We start from the raw sequence: 21,537 nt of genomic DNA on the forward strand, positions 1-21,537 counted from the left end.
ACAATGGCTTGGCCAACCATCCTCAAGCATCTGATCAGGTCCGTGGTGCTGCTGGCCGCCCTGGCCGGGGCGCCCCTGGCCGCCGCGCGCGACAGCGTGACCCTGGGCCTGCAGCTGGAACCGCCGGGCCTGGACCCGACGGCGGAGGCGTCCGCCGCCATCCCTGCCGTGGTCTTCCCCACGGTGTTCGAGGGCCTGGTGCATCTGGGCGTGGGCGGGACGGTGGCGCCGCTGCTGGCCACCGACTGGACGGTGGCGCCGGACGGCCTGACCTACACCTTCCATCTGCGGCCGGGCGTACGCTTCCAGGACGGGGCTGATTTCGATGCCGAAACGGTCAAGTTCTCGCTGGAGCGCGCCATCGCCCCCGCCAGCACCAACCCGCAGAAGGTGGCGCTGTCGCACATCGACCATGTGGAGGTGGTCGATGCGCTGACCGCCGCCATCCACCTGAAGGCGCCGTACGGCAGCCTGTTGCAGGTGCTGGGCTGGCCGGCCGCCGTCATGGTCTCGCCCGCCAGCGCCGCCGGCAACGTCACCCATCCGGTGGGCACCGGCCCCTATGCCGTGGCGGCGTGGCAGCGGGGCAATGCCGTCACCCTGGCGCGCAATCCCGCCTACTGGGGCCCCGCCCCCCACCTGGCCAGTGTCACCTACCGCTTCATCGCCGACCCGGCGGCGGCCACGGCGGCGCTGAAGGCCGGCGACATCCAGGGCTTCCCCGCCTTCCCCGCGCCGGAGGCCATCACCGCGCTGAAGGCCGATCCCCGCTTCACCGTCGACGTCGCCCCGTCGGAGGGGGAGACGCTGCTGGCGCTGAACAACAAGCGCCCGCCTTTCGACAATGTGCTGGTGCGCCGCGCCCTGTCGCACGCCATCGACCGCCAGGCCGTCATCCAGGGCGCCATGTTCGGCTATGGCGCCGCCATCGGCAGCCATTACCCGCCGCAGAACCCCGGCTATGTCGACCTGACGGGCCTTTACCCCCACGACGTGGCCAAGGCCAAGGCCCTGCTGGCGGAGGCGGGCTACCCCCACGGCTTCACCGCCACCCTGCGCGTCCTGCCCCTGCCCTACGCCAGGCGCGCGGCGGAGATCATCGCCGCCCAACTGGCGGAGGCGGGGGTGACGGTGGTACTGGAGGATGTGGAATGGGCCACCTGGATTTCCCAAGTCTATGGCCGCCACGACTATGACATGACCATCGTCGCCCATGTCGAGCCCATGGATTACGACATCTATGGCCGCGACGATTACTATTTCGGCTATTCCAATCCCGCCTACAAGGCGTTGCTGGCCACGCTGGACGCCACGGTGGACGAGAACCGGCGCCTGGCCGTGCTGGGCGACATCCAGCGCACCCTGGCCCGGGACGCGGTGAACGTCTTCCTGTTCGAATACCCCTATTTCGGGGTGTGGGACGCCCGCCTGCGGGACATCTGGCTACCCACCCCGGTGCAGTTGGTGGACCTGGCCACGGCGCGGTTCGACCAGACCGGGCCGGGGGCCGCCACCGGCGGCCTGTCCGGCGCGGGCGGGGTCGCCTGGCTGCTGGGCCTGGCGGCGGCGGGCGCGGCCATCCTGGCCGCAATCAAGGCGGGGCCGCGCTATGTCGCCGGTCGCCTGGCCGTGCTGCTGCTGACGGCGCTGGCCGCCAGCCTGGCCATCTTCCTGGTGCTGCAGGTCATCCCCGGCGATCCCGCCCGGGTGATGATGGGCATGAGCGCCGACCCCGCGGCCCTGGCAGCATTGCGCCATCAGATGGGATTGGACCTGCCGGCGCCGCAACGCTACCTGGCCTGGCTGGCCGGCCTGGCGCGGGGCGACTTCGGCCTCAGCTACACCTACCGGGTCGATGTCGGCACGTTGATGGCGGAGCGACTGGCCGTGACCCTGCCCCTGACGCTGTACGCCGTGGCGCTGTCCACCGGGCTGGCCGTCGTCCTGGGTGTGACGGCGGCCTTGGGCGCCGTGCGGGGGCGGACGGGCCGCATGGTGGACAGCCTGCTGAACGGCATCGCGCAACTGCTGATCGCCGTACCCAACTTCTGGGCCGGCACGGTGCTGGCCCTGGTGTTCGCCGCCGGTCTGCACTGGTTCGCCGCCGGGGGCTTCCCCGGCTGGGATGCCGGGTTCTGGCCGGCGCTGAAGTCCCTGACCCTGCCGGCGGTGGCCCTGGCCGCGCCCCAGGCTGGCATCCTGGCCCGGGTGCTGCGGGGCGAGCTGGTGGACCAGATGGGCCAGGATTATATCCGCACCGCCCGCGCCAAGGGCCTGAGCCTACGCCAGGCCCTGCTGCGCCATGCCCTGCCCAACGCCGCCGTACCGGCACTGACCATCCTGGGCATGCAGTTCTCCTTCCTGCTGGCGGGGGGCGTGATCATCGAGAACGTCTTCTTCCTGCCGGGCCTGGGCCGCCTGGTATTCCAGGCGGTGGCCCAGCGCGACCTGATCGTGGTGCAGGGCGTCACCGTCAGCCTGGTGTTCGCCGTCGTCATCGTCACCTTCCTGGTCGATCTCGCCAACGCCGCGGTGGACCCGCGCCCGACCGGGGGGCGCCGCCCATGACCGTCATGATCACGGTGGAGGCCGCGACCGACGGCCGCCGGCATAGCGCGGCGCTGGTCGCCGGCCTGGTGCTGAGCGGCCTGGTGGTGGGGGCCGCCCTGCTGTCCCTGGCGTGGACGCCCTACGATCCCACGGCGATCAATGTCGCCGGCCGGCTGGCCGCGCCATCGGGCGCGCACTGGTTCGGCACCGACGCCTATGGCCGCGACGTCTTCTCCCAGGTGCTGGCCGGCGCGCAGAGCGCCCTGGCGGTCGCCCTGGCCGCCGTCGGTGTTGGCCTGGGGTGCGGCGTGCCGCTGGGCCTGCTGGCGGCCGGGCGCCGGGGATGGGTGGAAGAGGTGGCGATGCGCGGCAGCGACATCGTCTTCGCCTTCCCCGCCCTGATCACCGCCGTGCTGATCGCCGCCCTGTGCGGCCCGGGGGCGATCGACGCCATCGCCGCCATCGGCCTGTTCAACATACCCGTCTTCGCCAAGGTCACCCGGGCGGCGGCGCTGGGCGTCTGGGCACGCGACTACACCCTGGCCGCGCGCCTGGCCGGGAAGGGTGCCGGCCGCATCTCGCTGGATCATGTGCTGCCCAACATCGCCGGGCTGCTGCTGGTGCAGGCGACCATCCAGTTGTCGCTGGGCATCATCGCCGATGCCGGACTGTCCTTCGTCGGGCTGGGCACCCAGGCGCCCCGGCCCAGTTGGGGGCGCATGCTGGCGGACAGCCAGACCCTGGCCGACCTGGCCCCCTGGCTGGTGCTTTTTCCCGGCCTGGGCGTGGTGGCCGCCGTCCTGGGCTTCAACCTGCTGGGCGAGGGCCTGCGCGCCCACCTCAACCCCAGGCGGGGGGCCTGAGCCATGACCCTGCTGGACATCCGCGACTTCAGCCTGTCCGTCGATGGCCGCGCCGTCCTGAACGCCGTGTCGCTAACGGTGGACCCGGGCCAGATCGTGGCCCTGGTGGGGGGGTCGGGCTCCGGCAAGTCCATGACCGCCTTGTCGGTCCTGGGCCTGACGCCACCCGGCGCCCGCGCCCAGGGCAGCATCCGCCTGGAGGGGCAGGAACTGACGGCGCTGACCGACCGGCGGATGGACGCCGTGCGCGGCCGCGATGTGGGCCTGGTGTTCCAGGAGCCCATGACGGCGCTCAACCCCGTCTTGTCCATCGGCGCCCAGGTGGCGGAAACGGTGCGGGTGCACGGCATGGCCAGCCGGGCGGAGGCCGCGCGCGTCGCCGACGCCATGCTGGCCCGCGTGGGCCTGCCCGCCGACCGCTTTCCCCGCAGCCGTCGCCCGCATGAACTGTCCGGCGGGCAGCGTCAGCGCGTCGCCATCGCCGCCGCCCTGGCAGCCAAGCCCAAGCTGCTGATCGCCGATGAACCCACCACCGCCCTGGACGTGACCACCCAGGCCCGCATCCTGGATCTGCTGGTCGATCTGGTCCGTCAGGATGGCCTGGGCCTGCTGCTGATCAGCCACGACCTGGCCCTGGTGGCCGGCGTGGCGGACCGGGTGGTGGTCCTGCAAGAGGGCGCGGTGGTGGAATCGGGCCCACCCGCCATCGTCCTGCAGTCGCCGGAGCATGCCTACACCCGCCGCCTGCTGGCGGCGGCGGTGCCCCCCCGGCAACGGCCGGATACCCCTCCCGCCCCGGTTCAGCCGCCCGTGCTCGCCGCGGAGGGGATCGTCCGCGACTACGCCCTGCCCCGCCCCACCCTGTGGGCCAAGCCGGGCACGCTGCGCGCGGTCGATCGCGTCAGCCTGGCCGTTCACCGGAGCGAAAGCGTCGGCATCGTGGGTGAATCCGGCTCCGGCAAGTCCACCCTGCTGCGCACCTTGCTGGCCGCGGACCAGCCCCAGGCCGGTACGGTGCGTCTGCTGGACCGGGACTGGTCAGCGGCCAGCGAGAGAGATCGCCGCCCCCTGCGCCGCCATGTGCAGATGGTTTTCCAGGACCCGGTGGGCAGCTTCGACCCGCGCTGGCGGGTGGAACGGCTGGTGGCCGAGCCCCTGGCACTGCTGGACGACCCGTTGACGCCGGCCCAGCGGCGACGGCGCGTGGAGGAACTGTTGGGCCAAGTGGGGCTGGCGTCGGAAGACGCCGACCGCTACCCCCATGAATTCTCCGGGGGCCAGCGCCAGCGCATCGCCATCGCCCGCGCCCTGGCGGCGCAACCGGACCTGATCGCCCTGGATGAGGCGACGTCGGCCCTGGACATGCTGACCCGGGCCCAGATCCTGGACCTGCTGGCCGACCTGTCGCGGCGTCTGGGCCTGGCCTATCTGGTGGTTTCCCACGACCTGGCGGTGGTGGGGGCCCTGACCGACCGCCTGTTGGTCATGCAGGACGGCCGCGTCGTCGAGGAAGGGCCCACCGTCCAAGTCCTGAGCCAGCCGCGCCACCCCTATACCGCCAGCCTGGTGGCGGCCACGCCCACCCTGCCGGTTCAGGTCGTCTGATGGCCGTCCTCACCCGTTTGACCATCCCCGGCCCTGTTACCATCCCCGGCATGGAACACCGCGCGGGCGATGGCGCGGGCCAGGCAGTCGGCGGCGGCGGAGCCGATGCGGGCCACCTGGGCCCAGCGGCTGCCCGCGTCGGTCGACAAGGCTGGCCCCCGCGCCACGGCGAACACGGTATCGCCGTCGAAGGGGGTATGGGCAGGACGCGCGGCACGGGCGATGCCGTCCTGCGCCATCATCGCCACCCGCTTGCACTCCGCCGTGCCGAGGTCGGCGGAGGCGGCCACCACGGCGATGGTGGTGTTGGCGCCGGCCGTGGGATGGCGATGCACCCCCAGGCGCGACAGATCCGGCACCGGATCGCTGGCGTCCATCGGGGCCTGGGGCGTCCGCCCGCCGAACTCGCCATCGATCTCGAAAGGCCAGGCCCAGTAGGTGCGGCCATCGGGCATGAAGACCGAGCCCAGGGGGTTGGCCGCCACCAGCGCCCCCACCACCAAACCATCGCCCAGGTCGATGGAGGCGGTGCCGATGCCGCCGGGGATCAGCCCCGCCATGGCGCCCCGCCCAGCACCGACCGACCCCTGGGCCACGTCCAGACCCGCGGCCGCCACCGCGTGCATCCCCAGGTCGCGGTAGGGTGGGGTCAGGCCCCAGTCCTTGTCGCCGCCATTGGCCAGGTCATAGAGCACGGCGGCCGGCACCAGGGGCACCGCGGGCGTGCCGGGCCGCAAGGTCAGGCCCATCCCGCGCCGCGACAGCACGGCCGCCACCCCGTCCGCCGCCGCCAAGCCGAAGACGGACCCGCCGGTCAGCACAACGGCATGGGCGCGCGCCACCAGGTTCTCCGCCGCCAACATCTCGGTCTCGCGGGTGCCGGGGCCGCCGCCGCGCACGTCCACGCCGCCGGCCCAGCCAGCGGCCCCCTTGGCCCCGCCGCACAGCAGGACGGTGACGCCGCTGCGCACCCGTTCATCGGTGGCGTGTCCCACCGTCAGGCCGGGAACGTCGGTGATGGCGTTGCGGGGTCCAGGGCTAGGCATGGTACGGTTTTCCAGCACATCGTTAATGCGGTCGCGGATAGTCCCCCTTCGCCCCTGAGCCTTCAACGGGAAACGCCACAAGGGGAACGCCCCAAAGGAAAACGCCATGCCCGACGCCCCTGATCTGCCGCTCGCCACCACCCGCCTGGTGGTCACGCCCGACACGGTGGCGGTGCGCGATGGCCGCCCGCCCCTGAGCCTGCTGGTGCATGAGGGTGGGGCGCGTCCCGACACCACCGTCTTCCTCTGCCACGGCAGCGGCGGCAACAAGAACCAGTGGCGCCACCAATGGGCCGCCCTGGTGGCAGAGGGCGTGCGCATCGTTGCCTGGGATTTCGTCGGCCATGGGCAGAGCCCGCAGCCGCGCGACTGGGACGCCTATCAGGGCAGCCACCTGGTGGCCGATTATCGCCAAATCCTGGACACATACGGCCCGCCGCCCGGCCAGGGCCGCATCATCCTGGCGGGCCATTCCTACGGCTGTCGCCTGAGCTTGAGCCTGCTACAGGGCCTGGCGGCGGAAGGACAGCTGGACCGGGTGGCGGCGGCCCTGCTGCTGGGCCCGCCCAGCCCCGTCGCCCAACTGGGGGCCAACCCGCTGGGCTGGCTGCCGCCCTTCATCCTGGAATGGATCCGCCCCCTCATCTCCGCCAAGTTCCGCTCGCTCGCCTGGCACCCGGACACCGACGCCGCCCTGATCGCGTTCGAGGAGCAGGCGACCAAGGGCAACAGCCTGTTCATGATGAAGGCGCTGATGAGCCAGGCGGCCCACCCCGACCCGGCGGCGTTGTCCGCCCTGACCCTGCCCATCACCGTGGTGGCCGGGGCCAATGACGGCCTGACGCCCCCGGCCGGTGCCCGAGACTTGGCCCGCCGCCTGCCCACCGCCACCTATGTCGAGCTGGAGCGCTGCGGCCACCAGATCATGCTGGAGCGGCCGGCCGAGACCAACGCCCTGCTGCTGGACCTGGTAAGGGGCTGACGGGCGCGCGGTCACTCATACCGCAGCGCGCCCACCGGCGGAGCGCTGGCCACGCGGATGACGTGGACGGCCACGGTGGCCAGCGCCACAGCCAATGCCAGGGCACCGGCCGCCATGAAGGTCAGCGGCGCCTGGTCCACCCGCACCGTGAACTGCATCAGCCACTGGTGCAGGCCCCACCATGTCACCGGCCAGGCCACCAGGTTGGCGAGCAGGACAGGCCGGGTGAACTGCCAGGCCAGCAGGCGCAGGATGTCCCCCACACGGGCGCCGACGACGCGGCGCATACCGATTTCCTTGGTGCGCCGCGCCGCGGTCAAGGCGGTCAGGCCGAACAGGCCCAGGTTGGCCAACACGATGGCCAGGCCGCCGAAGGCCGCGAACACCCAGGCCTGGCGCTCTTCCGATTGGTAGAGGCTCTCGATCCGCTCATCCACGAAGGCGCGGCGCAGATACTCGGCATCGGGGTAGAGCCGGTCGACCACGGCGTTCAGCGCCTTGACCGTGGCGCGCTGGTCGCCGGCGGCCAGGCGAACGGTCAGGTGCTGACCGTTGGGCTTGATCAGGAACATCAGGGGTCGGTCGGACTCGCGGGCGGAGCTGAAGCGCATGTCCGCCACCACGCCCGCCACCTCGGTAGGGGTCTCCCCATTCACCAGCAGGCGTTCGCCCACGGCATCCTCGGGCCTTTTGTAGCCCATGCGCCGCGCCGCCGTTTCCGTCAGGATGGCATAACGCGGTGCCTTCTGGTCGCCCTCGGCCGGCTTCCAATCGTGGGGTAGGCCCTTGCCCGCCACCAGATGGGCGCCATAGGTGGCGAAAAAATCCTCATCCGCGGCGAAGGGGTGGATGCCTTCCGCCCGGCGCAAGGTGCTGCGGGTGTCCGCCGGCAAATCAAAGACGGAAATGCTGCCTGAGGGGTCGGCCGGCACCAGGGTGGACAGGCTGGCGGCGACGACCCCGGGCAGGCGCGCCACCTCCGCCTTCAAGGTGGCGGCCCGGGCGGTGTCGGTCGGCAGGTTGCTGAACAGATAAAGATTGGCGGGCTGATAGCCCAGGCCGACCGCCTGCACATGCGCCACCTGACGCTGCACGGTCAGGGTCGCCACCATCAGCGCGATGGACACGGCGAACTGCGCCACCACCAGCACCGCCCGCACCCATCCGGCGCCCGGCGCCTGCGCCCTGCCCTTCAGGATCTCTCCCGGGCGGTAGCCTGATAGCACCAGCGCGGGATAAAAACCGCCCAGGACGCCCACGACCAGCGGCGTGGCCAACAGCAGGGGCAGCAGGTTTCCATGGGTAAGGGGCGCGAGCGACAATTCCCGCCCCACTAGGATCTGAAACGCCGGCAAGGCCAATTCCATGAGGGCCACCGCCGCCACGGTGGCGAGGGCGGCCAACAGCACCGCCTCACCCAGGAACAGCAGGACCAGTTGCCGGCGCCGGGCGCCCACCAGCTTGCGGATGCCGACCTCCCGCGCCCGGCTGATGGCCTGGGCCGTGGCCATGTTGGTGTAGTTGGCGATGGCGACGCCCAGGATCAGCAGCGCGACGCCGGCCAGAATCCGCAACGTGTCCACATCGCCACCGGGTCCGTTACTGCCAATCGCCTTGATACCCATATAAATGTCCCTCACCGCATCCAGCCTCAGGCTGAGGACAATTTCGTTGCCGCCGCCTTCGTTGGCTTTTGGCGCGGTGTGGCGCTTCACGTAGGCGGGCAGGCCAGCGGCGACCGTGGCGGCGGATACCCCCGGGCTAGGCGAACATAGGTGAGAACGCCCTCTACATCGTTCCAAGGCCGCGCCTTGGCCTTTGACCAGGATTGCTCGCCCCGCGCGGCGTCAGCGGCGATGGCCGCGAACACCAGGTGGCTGCGCTCGATGGGCGCCAGCACGCCGGTGACGGTCAGTACCGGCCCATGGCGTACCTGTATGGTGCGCCCGATAGGATCAGCGTCGCCAAACAGGGTGCGGGCCAAGGACCGCGTCACCACCACCGCGTCCGGCCGCGCCAGCGCCGTCGCGGCATCGCCCTGTTCCAGCGGATAATCCAGCACTTGCAGAAAATTGGGATCGGCCCACAACAGGTGCTGTTCAAAAAAACGGCTGCCCTCCCCCAGCATCACCCGGTCGGGTTCCTCCCGGGTGACGGCCTCGACCTCCGGCAGTTCCTGCCTGACCGTCAACGCCAAATCCGTGGGGCCGGAATCCATGATGATCGACTGACCGCCAATGTCGAAGGCGCTCCCCAGGCGATAAAGCCGATCCGCATGGGTGAACCCCCGGTCCACCGACACCTCCTCCGCGACATAGAGCCCGACCAGCAGGAAGGCGGCGATGCCCAAGGCCAGACCCACCCCATTCAGCAGGGTGGTCAGGGCCTGGCGGCGCAGGACGTGGAAGAAGGCGAACATGGGCATCGATTACCCCCTTATTCGTACCGCAGCGCACCGGCGGGGGGCGCCAAGGTCAGGCGGAGGACATGGACGGCGACGGTGGCCACAGCGATGGCCAGCGCCAGGGCGCCGGCGGCCAGGAAAGTCCCTGGCCCCTGGTCCACCCGCACGGCGAATTGTGCCAGCCAGCGGTGCAGCGCCCACCAGGCCAAAGGCCACGCCAGCAGGTTGGCGATCAGGACCGGCCGCGCGAACTGCCAGGTCATCAGCCAGACGATATCCCGGGCCCGGGCACCCGCCACCCGGCGGATGCCGATTTCCTTGGTGCGCCGGGCCGCCGCCAGCGCCGTCAGGCCGAACAGGCCCAGGTTGGCCAACGCGATGGCCAGCGCGCTGAACAGGGCGAAGACCTTCGCTTGCCGTTCCTCCCCCGCATAAAGCGCCGCGATCTGGTCCTGGGCATAGCCGCGCCGCCAATGCTCGACCTCCGGATACAGGCGCCGCACCAGGGCATCGATGGCGGCCACGGTGGCGGCTTGGTCGCCGGGTGCCAGCCGGGCGCTCAGGAACGACGCCTCCCCACCCACGGTGAACAGCAGCGCTTCCGGCCGTTCGCGGGCAGAGCGGAAGCGCATGTCCGCCAGCACGCCGATGATGCGTGTCGGTGGATCGTCATCCAGGAAGCGGATGCTGCGGCCCACCGCGTCCTGTGGATGCGCGTAGCCCATGCGCCGGGTGGCCTCCACCGTCGCCAGGGCGTACTCGGTGGCACCATCGGGACGGGCCGCCCCTGGTTTCCACCCCGCTGGCGTGCCCGACCCCGCCACCAGGGTGGCGCCATAGGTGGCGATGAAATCCTCATCCACGACGAACCAGGCCAACGACACCCGCTGGTCCCCGCCCGCCCCGGCTGCTCCTTCCGGCGGCCGGATGGAAAGGGTGGCGCGCGATTGGTTGGCCGGGAGCAGGCTGGTCAGGCTGACGGACCGGACGCCGGGGATGCGCGCCACCTCCGCCTTCAGCGTCGCCGCCCGCGCATCCCCCAAGGGCAGGCGGCCCAGGGTGTAGAGGTCATCGGCGCGGTATCCCAAGTCCGCCGCCCGGGCGTGCTCCACCTGGCGATGCACCGTCAGGGTGACGATCATCAGGGCGATGGACACGGCGAACTGGGTCACCACCAGCACGGCGCGCACGCGGCTGGCGCGGGGTGGCTGGGCCCTCCCCTTCAGCACCTCCCCCGGGCGGTAACCTGAGAGCACCAGGGCGGGATAGAAGCCCCCCAGGCCGCCCACGACCACAGGGGTCAGCGCGACCAAGAGGGGCAGTGGTGCCTGGCGCAGTACATCTGGGGGCAAGGGCCGGCCCAGCAGATCCTGAAAGAAGGGCAATGCCAGCTCCACCAAGGCCAACGCCAAGAGCGTCGCCACCAAGGACAGCAGCATCGCCTCGCCCAGGAACAGCGCCACCAACTGGCGGCGGCGCGCCCCCACCAGCTTGCGCACGCCCACCTCGCGCGCCCGGTTGATGGCCTGGGCCGTGGCCAAGTTGGTGTAATTGGCGACGGCGACGCCCAGGATCATCAGGGCGACGCCGGCCAGGATGCGCAGCATGGCCATGTCACCGCCCGGCTTGTGGTCGCCCAGCGCCGACACGTGCAGATGAATGTCACCCACCGGGTCCAGGCGCAGGGCCAGCTTGACCAACCGGGGTGACAAGGTGTTGTGACGGTCGAGGAAGTCCGGCAGGCGCGCCCGCACGGCATCGACCGACACGCCCGGGCGCAGCCGGACGTAGGTGTTGATCGTTGGCTGGCTCCAATCCTCCACCGTCTGGCGCGCCCAGGATTTCGGCCCCCGCGCGGCTTCCGCGGCGATGGCGGTGAAATCCAGGTGGGTTTCCGCCATAGGCGCCAGCACCCCCGTCACCGTGAGCGGGGTGCCATCGCGGGTCTGCACGACGCGCCCCATGGGATCGGCATCGCCGAACAGGCGCCGGGCAAGCTCCGGACTGACGACCAGGCCGTCGGGCCGGGACAGCGCCGTGGCGGCGTCACCCCGCGCCAGGGGATAGTCCAGCACCTGAAGCAGGTTGGCGTCGGCCCACAGCAGCGGCACCTCGAACGGCCTGTCCCCCACCTTCAACACCACTTGGTCCTGGTGGACGCGGGTCGCGGCCCCCACCTCCGGGAACTCGGCCATCAGGGGGGCCGCCATCTGCGGGGCGGAGCCCGCCGCCAGCATGGCGCCTTGCCCCGGCACGGTCAGCGTGGTGGCGACGCGGTATAGCCGGTCGGCGGCGGTGAACCCCCGATCGACCCGCAGTTCAGCGACCACATACGCCAGCATCAGGAGGACGGCGGCGATGCCCACGGCCAGGCCGGCGATATTGAGCAGGGTGATCAGCGCATGGCGGCGCAGGAAGGCCGGCAGCAGGTGATACATGGCGGCCTCCTTACTCATACCGCAGCGCGCCGGCGGGCGGCGTTTGGGTCACGCGGACGACGTGCAGGGTGATGGTGGCCAGCGCCACAGCCAGCGCGATGGCGCCCGCGACCAGGAAGGTTCCCGGTCCCTGGTCCACCCGCACGGTGAACTGGGCCAGCCATCGGTGCAGGCCCCACCAGGCCAGGGGCCAAGCCAGCAGGTTGGCGGCCAGCACTGGCCGCGCGAACTGCCAGGCGAGCAGCCAGGCGATATCAACCACCCGGGCGCCCACCACCCGGCGCAAGCCGATCTCCTTGGTGCGGCGGGCCGCCGCCAGCGCCGTCAGACCAAACAGGCCCAGGTTGGCCAGCACGATGGCCAACGCGCTGAACAAGGCGAAGACCTTGGCCTGCCGTTCCTCCGTCCGGTACTGGGCCTCCAGCTTTTCATCGGCGAAGCCGCGCGGCGCGCGGCGCGCCTCGGGATACAGGGTGTCCACCAGGGCGTTGACGGCCGCCACGGCGGGCCGGGGATCGCCCGCCGCCAGGCGCACGGTCAGCGTGCCGCCGGTGGCGCCGATGCCGAACATCAGCGCCTCATCCACGTCGCGGGCGGTGCGGAAGCGGACATCGCCCAAGATGCCAGCGACCTCCACCGTCCTGTTTTCCTCATCGGTGTAGCGGTCGCCCACCGCGTCGGCGGGATGGCCATAGCCCAGGCGGCGGGCCGCCGCCTCCGTCAGCCAGACATAGCGCCGCCCCCCTCCGCCGGGGGGCGCCAACCGGGCGGCAGGGCGACACCGGCCTTCAGCTCCACCCCATAGGTGGCGATGAAATCCGGGTCAGCGGAAAATTCGGCTATATAGGTCTGGCCCGGCGTGGCCCCATGGGCATCGGCGGGCACGGTCATCAGGGACATGCTCTGGTCGATGGACCCGGGGGCCAGGCCGCTGAAAGTGGCGCCCAGGATGCCGGGCAGCTTGGCCAACTCCGCCTTCATCGTGGCCGCGCGGTGGGCGTCAAACGGCAGATCGCTGACCATGTAGAGGTTCTCGGGCAGGAATCCCAGCTTGGCGGTGCGGGCGTGCTCCACCTGGCGCAGCACCGTCGCCGTGGCGATGATGAGGGCGATGGAGATGGCGAACTGCGCCACCACCAGCACGCCGCGCAGCCGGCCGGCCGCGGGTGCCACGCTTCCCTTCAGCACCTCCGCCGGGCGATAGCCCGACAGCACCAGGGCGGGATAAAGCCCGCCCAACCCGCCAACCGCCAGAGGCGTGCCCAGCACCACGGCCAACAGGCCGCCATGAAGCAAGGGGGCGATGCCGAAGGACCGGTCCACCAGCGCCTGAAAGGCGGGCAGCGACACCTCCACCATCGCCAGGGCGGCCAGCGTCGCGGCCATGGCCAGCCCCACGGACTCCCCTGTGAACAACGCCACCAGTTGCCAGCGCCGCGCCCCCGCCAGCTTGCGGATGCCGACCTCACGGGCGCGATTGATGGCCTGCGCCGTCGCCAGGTTGGTGTAGTTGGCGATGGCGACGCCCAGGATCAGTAGGGCAGCCACCGACAGGATGCCCAGGGTGCCCACGTCGCCACCCATCTTGCGCTGGTTGAAGGTCTTGACTTGCAGGTGGATGGCCGGCACCGGGTCCAGGCGCAAGGTCAGGAAGCCGGCCCGCACATCCTCCGGCAGCTGTGTCAGGACGGCGCGACGGCGCACGAAATCCGCCAGCCGCGTCTCCACCGCCGATGCCGAAGCGCCAGGACGCAAGCGGGCATACACGGCGGTTTCACCCACATGGGACCATTGTTCCCCCACCATGTGGGCCCAGTTCTTCTCCCCCGGCCGCTGTCCGCCGCGATGCCGGTGAATTTCAGATGGGTTTCGGCCAGCGGCTTCAATACGCCGGTGATCGCCAGGATCTGGCCGCCCGCCACCTGTACGGTGCGCCCCATGGGATCGGCGTCACCGAACAGGGTGCGGGCCAGTTCCGGCGTCACCACCAGCCCATCGGGACGGGACAGCGCCGTCGTGGCATCCCCCCGCGCCAAGGGATAGTCCAGCACCTGAAGCAGGTTGGCGTCCGCCCACAGCAGGGGGACGGTCAGCGTCCGGTCCCCCTGGCGCAGGTCGACATCCTCCTCCGAGGCGCGGGTGACCGCCTCCACCTCCGGAAAGTCCTGGGCCAGCGGTTCCGCCAACAGCGGGGTGGACGCCCCCAGCACCACCGTATTGCCCCCCAGCGACAGGGTGCTGGCCACCCGGTACAGCCGGTCGGCCCCTGTAAACCCCCGATCCACCGTCAATTCCCCGGCCACATACAGGCTGACCACCAGGAAGCCGGCGATCCCCACCGCCAGGCCGAAAAGATTGAGCAGGGTGACCAGCGCATGACGGCGGAAGAAGGGTGGCAAGACGGTCATTCAGCATTTCCCCCGTGGCAGAATGAAGCCTATCGCCAAAGCAAAAGGCGTGCCCAGGGGGAAATGGCAGTCAAATCATTGTTTTTATTACAAAGTGTGCTGGGCCGGCGCTGTCCGCCCACGAACAGTGTCCGCAGGCGGACACCTGGAGCGTCCCCGTTGCCGGACACCTGCTGTGTGCATCACAAGCCCAAAGCCGCTTTGGTCACCGCCGTGACCGCTCAGAGCGTGTCGCCTTTGTCTCCAGCCCGGATCATCTGCTTTTCACATACGTCGTCTCGAGCAACGCATCGGCCAGATCGCCAAGTTTCTGATAGTCCCAACTGGCGTTGTTGAGTGTTAAGACCGTATGCTCATCCGCCAGCACCCGGCGCGCGACCATCCGAAAGCCGCCATTGCTGCCATCCTCCCAGGCGAGTTCGCGCATCGCGCCACCGACTTGGGCGGACCGGATCCGACCGCCCAAAGCATAATGCTGCTCAGGCATTTGAATGGTCGTCAGTTCCCTGCGACTTCGCGCGGTGAGAAGGTCTCCGCTCAGCACCGCGTTCATCAGGGTCAGCAGATCGGGGGCGCTGGTATAGAAGCCGCCCGTCATGGCCATATAGCCGGGGATGGGATTGGGTTTCGGCTGCGGCGAGGGAGTCAGCGTCGCATAGCCGACCGCCATGCCGTCCGTCTTTGCGGAATTGCCGGAATAGATGCCACTGTCCTTGAGCCCCAGAGGGCGCACCAGCAGCCGGTCGACAAGTGCCGGGTAAGGCATGCCGCCGATACGCTCGACGATAGCCTGGACAAGAATCCAGTTGGATTGCGAATAATCCCACTGCGTCCCCGGTGCGAACGCCAGGTCCCCGCTCGCGTAGCGACGCACCGCCTCAGGCATCGGCAGTTCGACGCCGCGGCTCGCGGGATCCGCCTGACGCGCTTTCAGCACGTCGTTGGGCAGACCGCTGGAATGGCACATCAGCCGCCGCAGCGTCAGCCGCGCGCCATTATCGGCGCGATAGTCGGGCAAGTACCGCCCGATCGGCGCATCAAGATCGAGCCTGCCCTGATCTACCAGCTTCAGCACGACCACGGACGCAACCCATTTTGACATGGAGCCGATCTCGAACCGCGTGCGGGTGGTTACAGGGACGCCATTGGCAGCATCGGCGATACCGATCGCAGCGATGCCATCGATGGTCCCGCCGTGACCGATCAGCGCGACGCCGTTGAACCCGTCGTCCCGCGCCTTGTCGATGACCTCCCGCCAGCTTTGCGCCGACGCGGACGGCCAGGTGGTGTCTGCCAATACCGGCATCGATGGGATCCGGCTGTGCGAGGATGGCATGACACCGGGCAATGGCGTCACCGCACAGTTCACGGTGGTCAGACAGGCGACGAGCGCGGCGACAGACGATATACGGCGGTATCGCAAGACCGACACCGGCGATATTGTCCGTAGGCTCATTGCCAACCCCTCTCCCATGGATCAGGCTCCAGCCACGCGGCTGGCGGCCACGTCCTTTATCCGCCAAAGTCGCAGTACAATGAACAAGGGGTACTGGGCGTCAATCCCCATAGGCATCCGGCCCGAATGAAGGCGGTCCCGGTTTGGCCACCACGGTCGGCGGCATCTGGTCCGTGTCAGGCACCACCCGGACCAGGGTGCAGGGGTGGCCTTGGGCGTCGGCCGCCAGCAACGGCGGCGGACGGCGCATCACCAGGACGATGAGGGCAAGCATCAGCAACGCCAGCAGCGCGCGGGAAAGCACGGCGCCGACGCCGCCGTGAAGGCGGCCGGTCATGACGACAGTCCTTGATTGTGGGTCGGGTACCAGGGTGCGGGCCTGGCGGAGAAGCGCCCGTTTGGCGGGATCGCTCCGTCACCAGCGAAGTATCGGTCGCCGAACCCTTGGCAACAATGCGTATTACGCGCAGTCTGCCTTCGCTAACGGCGAAGGCAGTTCTGGGAGCGAACCATAATGCAATTCGACCTGACCGACCTGGCCCTATTCCGCGACGTGGTGGAGGCGGGCAGCATCACCTGGGGCGCCGAACGGGCCCACTTGGCATTGGCCGCGGCCAGCACGCGCATCCGCAATATGGAAGTGTCGCTAGGCGCCACCCTGCTGGACCGGGGCCGGCACGGTGTGACCCCGACAGCGGCCGGCCGCGCCCTGCTGGCGCATGCCCGCGCCATCCTGGGCCAAGCGGATCGGCTGCGGGAGGATTTGAGCGTTTATGCCGGCGGAGCGGCGGGCAATGTCCGCGTCCTGTCCAACACCAACGCGCTGACCGAATTCCTGCCCGAGCTGCTGGGCAGCTTCCTCACCGCCCACCCCTTGGTGACCGTGGATGTGGAGGAGCGCTTAAGCGATGAGATCGTAGCGGCCATCGCCGATGGCACCGGCGACATCGGCATCGTCGCCGGCACCGTTGAAACGGGCGACCTGGAAACCTTCCCCTTTCGCCAGGACCGCTTCGTGCTGGTGGCATCCCCCACCCATCCCTTGGGCGGGCGCGACAGCGTGACCTTCGCCGAGGTGCTGGATCACGATTTGGTGGGTCTGGACCGGGCGGCGGCCCTGCAGCGCTTCCTGTCCGATCGGGCCGCGCGCGCAGGGCGCCGCTTGCGCCTGCGCGTGCAGTTGCGCAGCTTCGACGCCATCTGCCGCCTGGTGGAAGGAAACGTCGGCATCGGCATCGTGCCGGAAACGACGGCCCGCCGCGCCGCCCGCACGGCCGACATCCGCTGCATCGCGCTGAGCGACGCCTGGGCGGTGCGGGACCTGAAGGTTTGCACCCGTGGCCGCTCGCGCCTGCCCCGCTTCGCCAAGCTGCTGGCTGATCACCTGCTGGCCGAACACCCGTTAGGCGGAACGCCGGGAGTGTCGATCGACGACAGCGACCCGACGCCGGGGGCATGAGGGGAGACGCCCGGCAGCGACGGCGGAGCAACCGACGGTTTCACAACATCGCCGAACCCGGCTGCCACCCGCCGTCGATCCAGCATCGAATGCGGCTGCGGCCCCACCGCCTTTCGCACCGCCCCACCCCAGCCAAAAGGCATATGGCAAGCCCGCCGAACGTTGATACTAAGGGATAACTTACAGATGCGTTACTAACGGCTTGTTAGGTTTATAACTTCATGGCCGGTTTCGACAAATCACCGCAATAAGTTGGTTGGTTTATGCAATATCCAGATAACAAATGAGTCTCACGCCACGCCGTCGGGCGTTAACCTTAATGCCCTGGCCAGATGCGACAACACGTCACGGAATATGCCTTAGGCAATAAGATTTCAAATTTTGACGGCTTTACGTTTCTGCCGTTAGCAAAAATGTGACAAAATTCGCACACTATCCGGTTGATACAGATCGTTACAAAATCGGCCGTTTACTCAGTCGCTCTTCTGCAAAAGAAATTGGTCGCAATCCTGCCCCGATATGGGCGCGGGGCTGGCCGGGAGCCCCAATGACGGGACCGGCCAACGATCAAGATAGAAGAGAGATTGAGGAGAGGCATGAGGGAGATTTCCGTCGCCGCCCGCCGCAAGGTGTGGCGCCATGGCATCGCAGCGGGCGCCCTGATGGCGCTGGCCGCGACCACCGCCCAGGCCCAGCAGCAGGCCGCCGCCGATGATTCCCTGGAGGAGATCGTCGTCACCGGATCGCGCATCGCGCGTCCCAACCTGACGCAGCCCACCCCCGTCCAGGTCATCAACGCCGAGGCCATCCAGGCGTCCGGCCTGACCTCGACCGTCGACGTGCTGAGCCAGCTGCCGCAGACCCAGAACGACATGGGTCCGTCGACCAACGCCCGCTTCATCAATGGTGCCGGCGTCAACTTCGCCAACCTGCGCGGCCTGGGCGAATACCGTACCCTGACCCTGGTGGACGGCAAGCGCCACGTCGGGTCGCTGTCCGGCCGTAACGGTTCCGGCGGCACCTCGCTGGTCGACCTGAACAGCCTTCCGCCGGCGCTGATCGAGCGCATGGAGATCGTCACCGGCGGCACCTCGGCCGTGTACGGCGCCGACGCCGTGGCCGGTGTGGTCAACGTCATCCTGAAGAAGAATTACGAAGGCGCCGAAGCGACCATCCAGCACAACTGGTCGCAGGGTGACGGCTTCCAGTCCACCGACGTCAGCGCCATCATCGGCCACAACTTCGACGGCGGTAAGGGCAACATCACCTTCGCCTTCGACTACAACCATGACCTGGGCCTGTACGGCCGCGACCGGCCGGAAGCGCTGTACAACTACTCTGCGGTGGCCTACCCCCGGCCCGACGGCAAGCCCAACTTGGCCAATGATGGCTACCCTGATCGCATCACTATCTCCCCGACGCTGTCGTCGGTGCTGGCGGCCAGCGGCGCGCCCGTTATCCGCACCTGGCTGGACGCGGCACACCCGCAGTACAGCTACACCTTCAAGCCCGATGGCTCGGGCCTGATCCCGTTCAACCGTGGCACGCTGATCAACGGCATTCCGGCCGGCAACAAGACCAGCGCCGGTGACACGGCCTCCATCGGCGGCGACGGCTACAACTCGTCCAAGTACCTGACGCTGCGCACGCCCAACATCCGCCAGGTGGCCGACACCCTCGTCAACTATCGCCTGGGCCAGGACCTGGGCCCCATCGACACGCTGAACTTCTTCAGCGACCTCAAGTATTCCAACAGCCGTGGCACCAGCCGGTCCACGCCGATGGCCAATGGCACGGGCACGCCCTCCACGGGGTCGAACGGCGTTTCCGCCACCGGCGCCATCACCATCCAAGCCGACAACGCCTATCTGCCGTCCGACCTGAAGAGCCTGCTGGCGACCGACAAGATCTCCAGCTTCACCATGACCCGTCTGAACGACGACTGGTACGGCCCGCGCGAGTATTCCTATGAATACGAGGTGATGCGCGGCGTGTTCGGCCTGAACGGCGACCTGACCAACGGGTGGCACTACGAGGCCTTTTACGACTACGGCCGCAACCGCACCACCTTCGTGAACACGGACCGGGTCACCAGCCTGTTCAACCAGCAGCTGGACGCTGTGAACGTGGGCGGCCAGATCGTCTGCCGCGACACCACCGCCCGGACCAACGGCTGCGTGCCCATCAACCCGTTCGTCGTCGGTCCGCTGACCGCCGCGCAGAAGGCCTACGCCTACACCTACACCAAGGAAATGGCGACGCTGCAGCAGCACGACGCCGCCTTCAACCTGAACGGCGACCTGTTCAAGTTCCCGGCGCTGTTCAGCGGCACCGTGGCCCCGGTCAGCTTCGCCGCCGGCTTCGAGTACCGGAAGGAAGAGTCGGTGGACAAGACCGACTTCCTGCAGAACCAGCCCACCGGCACCATCTACGGCAACCAAAACGGTTCCGTGGCCGGCAGCTACGATACCAAGGAATGGTATGGTGAGCTGAGCGTCCCCGTCCTGCGCGACATCCCGTTCGCCAAGGCCGTGGACCTGGACCTGGCCTACCGCTATTCCGACTACAGCCTGGCCGGTCCCGCCAGCACTTGGAACATCCAGGCCGGTTGGGCCGTCAACGACGATGTGAAGCTGCGCGGCGGCATCGCCCGCGCGGTGCGCGCGCCCAACATCGACGACCTCTTCACCCCGGCCGGCGACAACTTCCTGAGCGTCAGCGATCCCTGCAGCATCCAGAACATCAACGCCAACGCCACCCGCGCCGCCAACTGCGCCAAGGTCGTGCCGGCGGGCTACAACTCCAACGACTTCAGCAACCCGTCCACCCGCACGGGCGGCAACATCAACCTGAAGCCGGAAATCGGCCGCACCCTGACGGCCGGCGCCGTGTTCACGCCGACCTTCGTGCCGGGCCTGAACATCACCGCCGACTATTGGCTGGTGAAGATCACCCAGGGCCAGGCGGCGCTGACCTCCAACTCCATCCTGACCAACTGCTATGATCTGAGCGCCGCCGCCCAGTGCAACCTGATCACCCGCCGTACGGACGGTTCCATCGCCACCATCTATGGCAACACCGTCAACATCGGTAAGGAAGTGGTGCGCGGTCTGGACTTCCAGGTCGACTACGCGTTCGAGCTGGATAAGGTCGGCCTGCAGAACATGGGCGGCCTGAACCTGGGCTTCACCGGTAGCTGGGTTCCGGAACACATCGTGATCCAGGACCCGGCCCATGCCGAGAACAAGCTGTACTATGCCGGCGCCGTTGGTTATCCGCGCCTGAAGGGCCGCTTCACCGGCACCTGGGATTGGAACAACCTGACGGTCACCTGGTCCAGCCGCTTCATCGGCGAGTCCGAGACCTTCCCGAACTCGGCGCCAGATGTCGCGGATTTCAACAAGATCCCGACCTACTGGTACCACGACATCTCCGCCCGCTACCGCTGGAAGAACATCACGGTGTTCGGCGGTATCAACAACCTGGCGGACAAGATGCCCCCGGCTGTGCCCTTCCTGTACCTGGGCTCATCCCAGAGTGGTTCTTATGCGACCTACCCGGTTGTCTCCGGCGTCGGCGGTTCGTACGACATCGTCGGTCGTACCTTCTTCGTCGGCACGACGGTGAAGTTCTGATGAGGTTGGGGGGCCAGGCGGCAACGCCGGGCCCCCGTTCTCAAAGCGTCCGGGCCGCGATCGGGAAACCGGTCCGGCCCTTTTTCGCGTTAAGCCCTGCGCCCGATCACGGCCGCCGAGCCCTTGGGAGAAGATGGATGAGGCACGCCCACATTGCGGCCCCCTTCACGGTGGCCCTGCTGACCTTGGCCGGACCGGCGCATGCCGCCGTACCGAGTGCCGCCGGCGACGTGGTGGCCTGCAAGAAGATCGCCGACCGGGACCAGCGCCTGGCCTGCTTCGACAAGAGCAGCGACGGACTGGAGACGGAATTGAAGAAGGCGGTGGAAGCCACCTTCGGCGGATCGGCCGCCGGCAAGTCCGACCAGACCGAGGCCACGTTCGGCAAGCATGAGCCGCCCCCGCCCCCCGTGGCGGCGGAACTGGACAACATCAAGTCACGCATCGTGTCGGTGCGCCCCGACCCCGCCGGCCGCCCCATCTTCGTCCTGGAGAACGGCCAGGTCTGGCGGTCCCAGGAAAGCGCCCGCCTTCATCTGAAGGGCGATGAGATCGCCACCGTGTCCCATTCCATGCTGGGCATGGGCTATGAGCTGCAGGTGAGCGACATGTCCTATAGCCTGAGCGTGGTGCGCGACCGGTGAAAATGGCGGCGGCTTGAAAAATGGGCGGGGAAGCCATCCCCGCCCAC

At 68.8% G+C, this 21,537-nt stretch carries 16 protein-coding genes; 7 read left to right on the forward strand and 9 right to left on the reverse strand.

What is annotated here, in order from left to right; translation table 11 throughout:
• The first annotated feature begins 3 nt into the window (after positions 1–3).
• From UCD39_RS11000 to UCD39_RS11010, 3 genes are read left to right on the forward strand one after another with little or no spacing between them, the layout of a single operon-like run.
• Complete coding sequence (locus tag UCD39_RS11000; protein ID WP_330496069.1) at positions 4–2,568, forward strand: ABC transporter substrate-binding protein; 2,565 nt, start codon at positions 4–6, stop codon at positions 2,566–2,568.
• Positions 2,565–3,413, forward strand: a complete 849-nt coding sequence (locus UCD39_RS11005; protein ID WP_330496070.1) for an ABC transporter permease — start codon at positions 2,565–2,567, stop codon at positions 3,411–3,413. Before UCD39_RS11000 ends, UCD39_RS11005 begins: the two co-directional genes overlap by 4 nt.
• 3 nt (positions 3,414–3,416) lie before the next feature.
• Positions 3,417–5,018 (forward strand): dipeptide ABC transporter ATP-binding protein, encoded by a 1,602-nt coding sequence (locus UCD39_RS11010; RefSeq protein WP_330496071.1) that lies wholly within the window; start codon positions 3,417–3,419, stop codon positions 5,016–5,018.
• Here UCD39_RS11010 and UCD39_RS11015 read toward each other — a convergent pair.
• Positions 5,006–6,064 (reverse strand): P1 family peptidase, encoded by a 1,059-nt coding sequence (locus UCD39_RS11015; RefSeq protein WP_330496072.1) that lies wholly within the window; start codon positions 6,062–6,064, stop codon positions 5,006–5,008. The genes UCD39_RS11010 and UCD39_RS11015 overlap by 13 nt on opposite strands.
• A gap of 106 nt (positions 6,065–6,170) precedes the next feature.
• Between UCD39_RS11015 and UCD39_RS11020 the strand changes: the two genes are divergently transcribed.
• Positions 6,171–7,046, forward strand: a complete 876-nt coding sequence (locus UCD39_RS11020; protein WP_330496073.1) for an alpha/beta fold hydrolase — start codon at positions 6,171–6,173, stop codon at positions 7,044–7,046.
• 11 nt (positions 7,047–7,057) lie between these two features.
• Here UCD39_RS11020 and UCD39_RS11025 read toward each other — a convergent pair whose 3' ends face one another.
• The 8 genes from UCD39_RS11025 to UCD39_RS11060 all read right to left on the reverse strand — a co-directional run bounded on the left by UCD39_RS11025 (position 7,058) and on the right by UCD39_RS11060 (position 16,089).
• Positions 7,058–8,671, reverse strand: a complete 1,614-nt coding sequence (locus tag UCD39_RS11025; protein WP_330496074.1) for an FtsX-like permease family protein — start codon at positions 8,669–8,671, stop codon at positions 7,058–7,060.
• Positions 8,672–8,757: 86 nt separating this feature from the next.
• Positions 8,758–9,471, reverse strand: coding sequence for an ABC transporter permease (locus UCD39_RS11030; protein WP_330496075.1), 714 nt, complete (start codon positions 9,469–9,471; stop codon positions 8,758–8,760).
• An 11-nt stretch (positions 9,472–9,482) separates the two neighbouring features.
• Positions 9,483–11,888 (reverse strand): ABC transporter permease, encoded by a 2,406-nt coding sequence (locus UCD39_RS11035; protein ID WP_330496076.1) that lies wholly within the window; start codon positions 11,886–11,888, stop codon positions 9,483–9,485.
• A gap of 10 nt (positions 11,889–11,898) precedes the next feature.
• Entirely contained in the window at positions 11,899–12,651 is a 753-nt protein-coding gene (locus UCD39_RS11040) for an ABC transporter permease (protein WP_330496077.1), read from the reverse strand.
• Positions 12,609–13,670, reverse strand: coding sequence for an FtsX-like permease family protein (locus UCD39_RS11045; protein ID WP_330496078.1), 1,062 nt, complete (start codon positions 13,668–13,670; stop codon positions 12,609–12,611). The genes UCD39_RS11040 and UCD39_RS11045 overlap by 43 nt, the downstream gene beginning before the upstream one ends.
• Positions 13,571–14,296 (reverse strand): ABC transporter permease, encoded by a 726-nt coding sequence (locus tag UCD39_RS11050; RefSeq protein WP_330496079.1) that lies wholly within the window; start codon positions 14,294–14,296, stop codon positions 13,571–13,573. The genes UCD39_RS11045 and UCD39_RS11050 overlap by 100 nt, the downstream gene beginning before the upstream one ends.
• Before the next feature lie 253 nt (positions 14,297–14,549).
• Positions 14,550–15,602, reverse strand: coding sequence for a serine hydrolase domain-containing protein (locus UCD39_RS11055; protein WP_330496080.1), 1,053 nt, complete (start codon positions 15,600–15,602; stop codon positions 14,550–14,552).
• A 250-nt stretch (positions 15,603–15,852) separates the two neighbouring features.
• Complete coding sequence (locus tag UCD39_RS11060; protein WP_330496081.1) at positions 15,853–16,089, reverse strand: hypothetical protein; 237 nt, start codon at positions 16,087–16,089, stop codon at positions 15,853–15,855.
• Positions 16,090–16,266: 177 nt separating this feature from the next.
• Between UCD39_RS11060 and UCD39_RS11065 the strand changes: the two genes are divergently transcribed.
• The 3 genes from UCD39_RS11065 to UCD39_RS11075 all read left to right on the forward strand — a co-directional run bounded on the left by UCD39_RS11065 (position 16,267) and on the right by UCD39_RS11075 (position 21,490).
• On the forward strand, positions 16,267–17,211 hold the full coding sequence (locus UCD39_RS11065; RefSeq protein WP_330496082.1) for a LysR family transcriptional regulator: 945 nt from the start codon (positions 16,267–16,269) through the stop codon (positions 17,209–17,211).
• Between the two features lie 596 nt (positions 17,212–17,807).
• On the forward strand, positions 17,808–20,846 hold the full coding sequence (locus tag UCD39_RS11070) for a TonB-dependent receptor domain-containing protein (RefSeq protein ID WP_330496083.1): 3,039 nt from the start codon (positions 17,808–17,810) through the stop codon (positions 20,844–20,846).
• 137 nt (positions 20,847–20,983) lie between these two features.
• The gene (locus UCD39_RS11075) at positions 20,984–21,490 is read left to right on the forward strand and encodes a hypothetical protein (protein WP_330496084.1); all 507 of its coding nucleotides are present in this window, start codon (positions 20,984–20,986) and stop codon (positions 21,488–21,490) included.
• Positions 21,491–21,537: the final 47 nt, after the last annotated feature.

The sequence above is a fragment of the Nitrospirillum karajorum genome (assembly GCF_036348415.1).
In the GTDB taxonomy this organism is placed as follows: domain Bacteria; phylum Pseudomonadota; class Alphaproteobacteria; order Azospirillales; family Azospirillaceae; genus Nitrospirillum; species Nitrospirillum amazonense_B.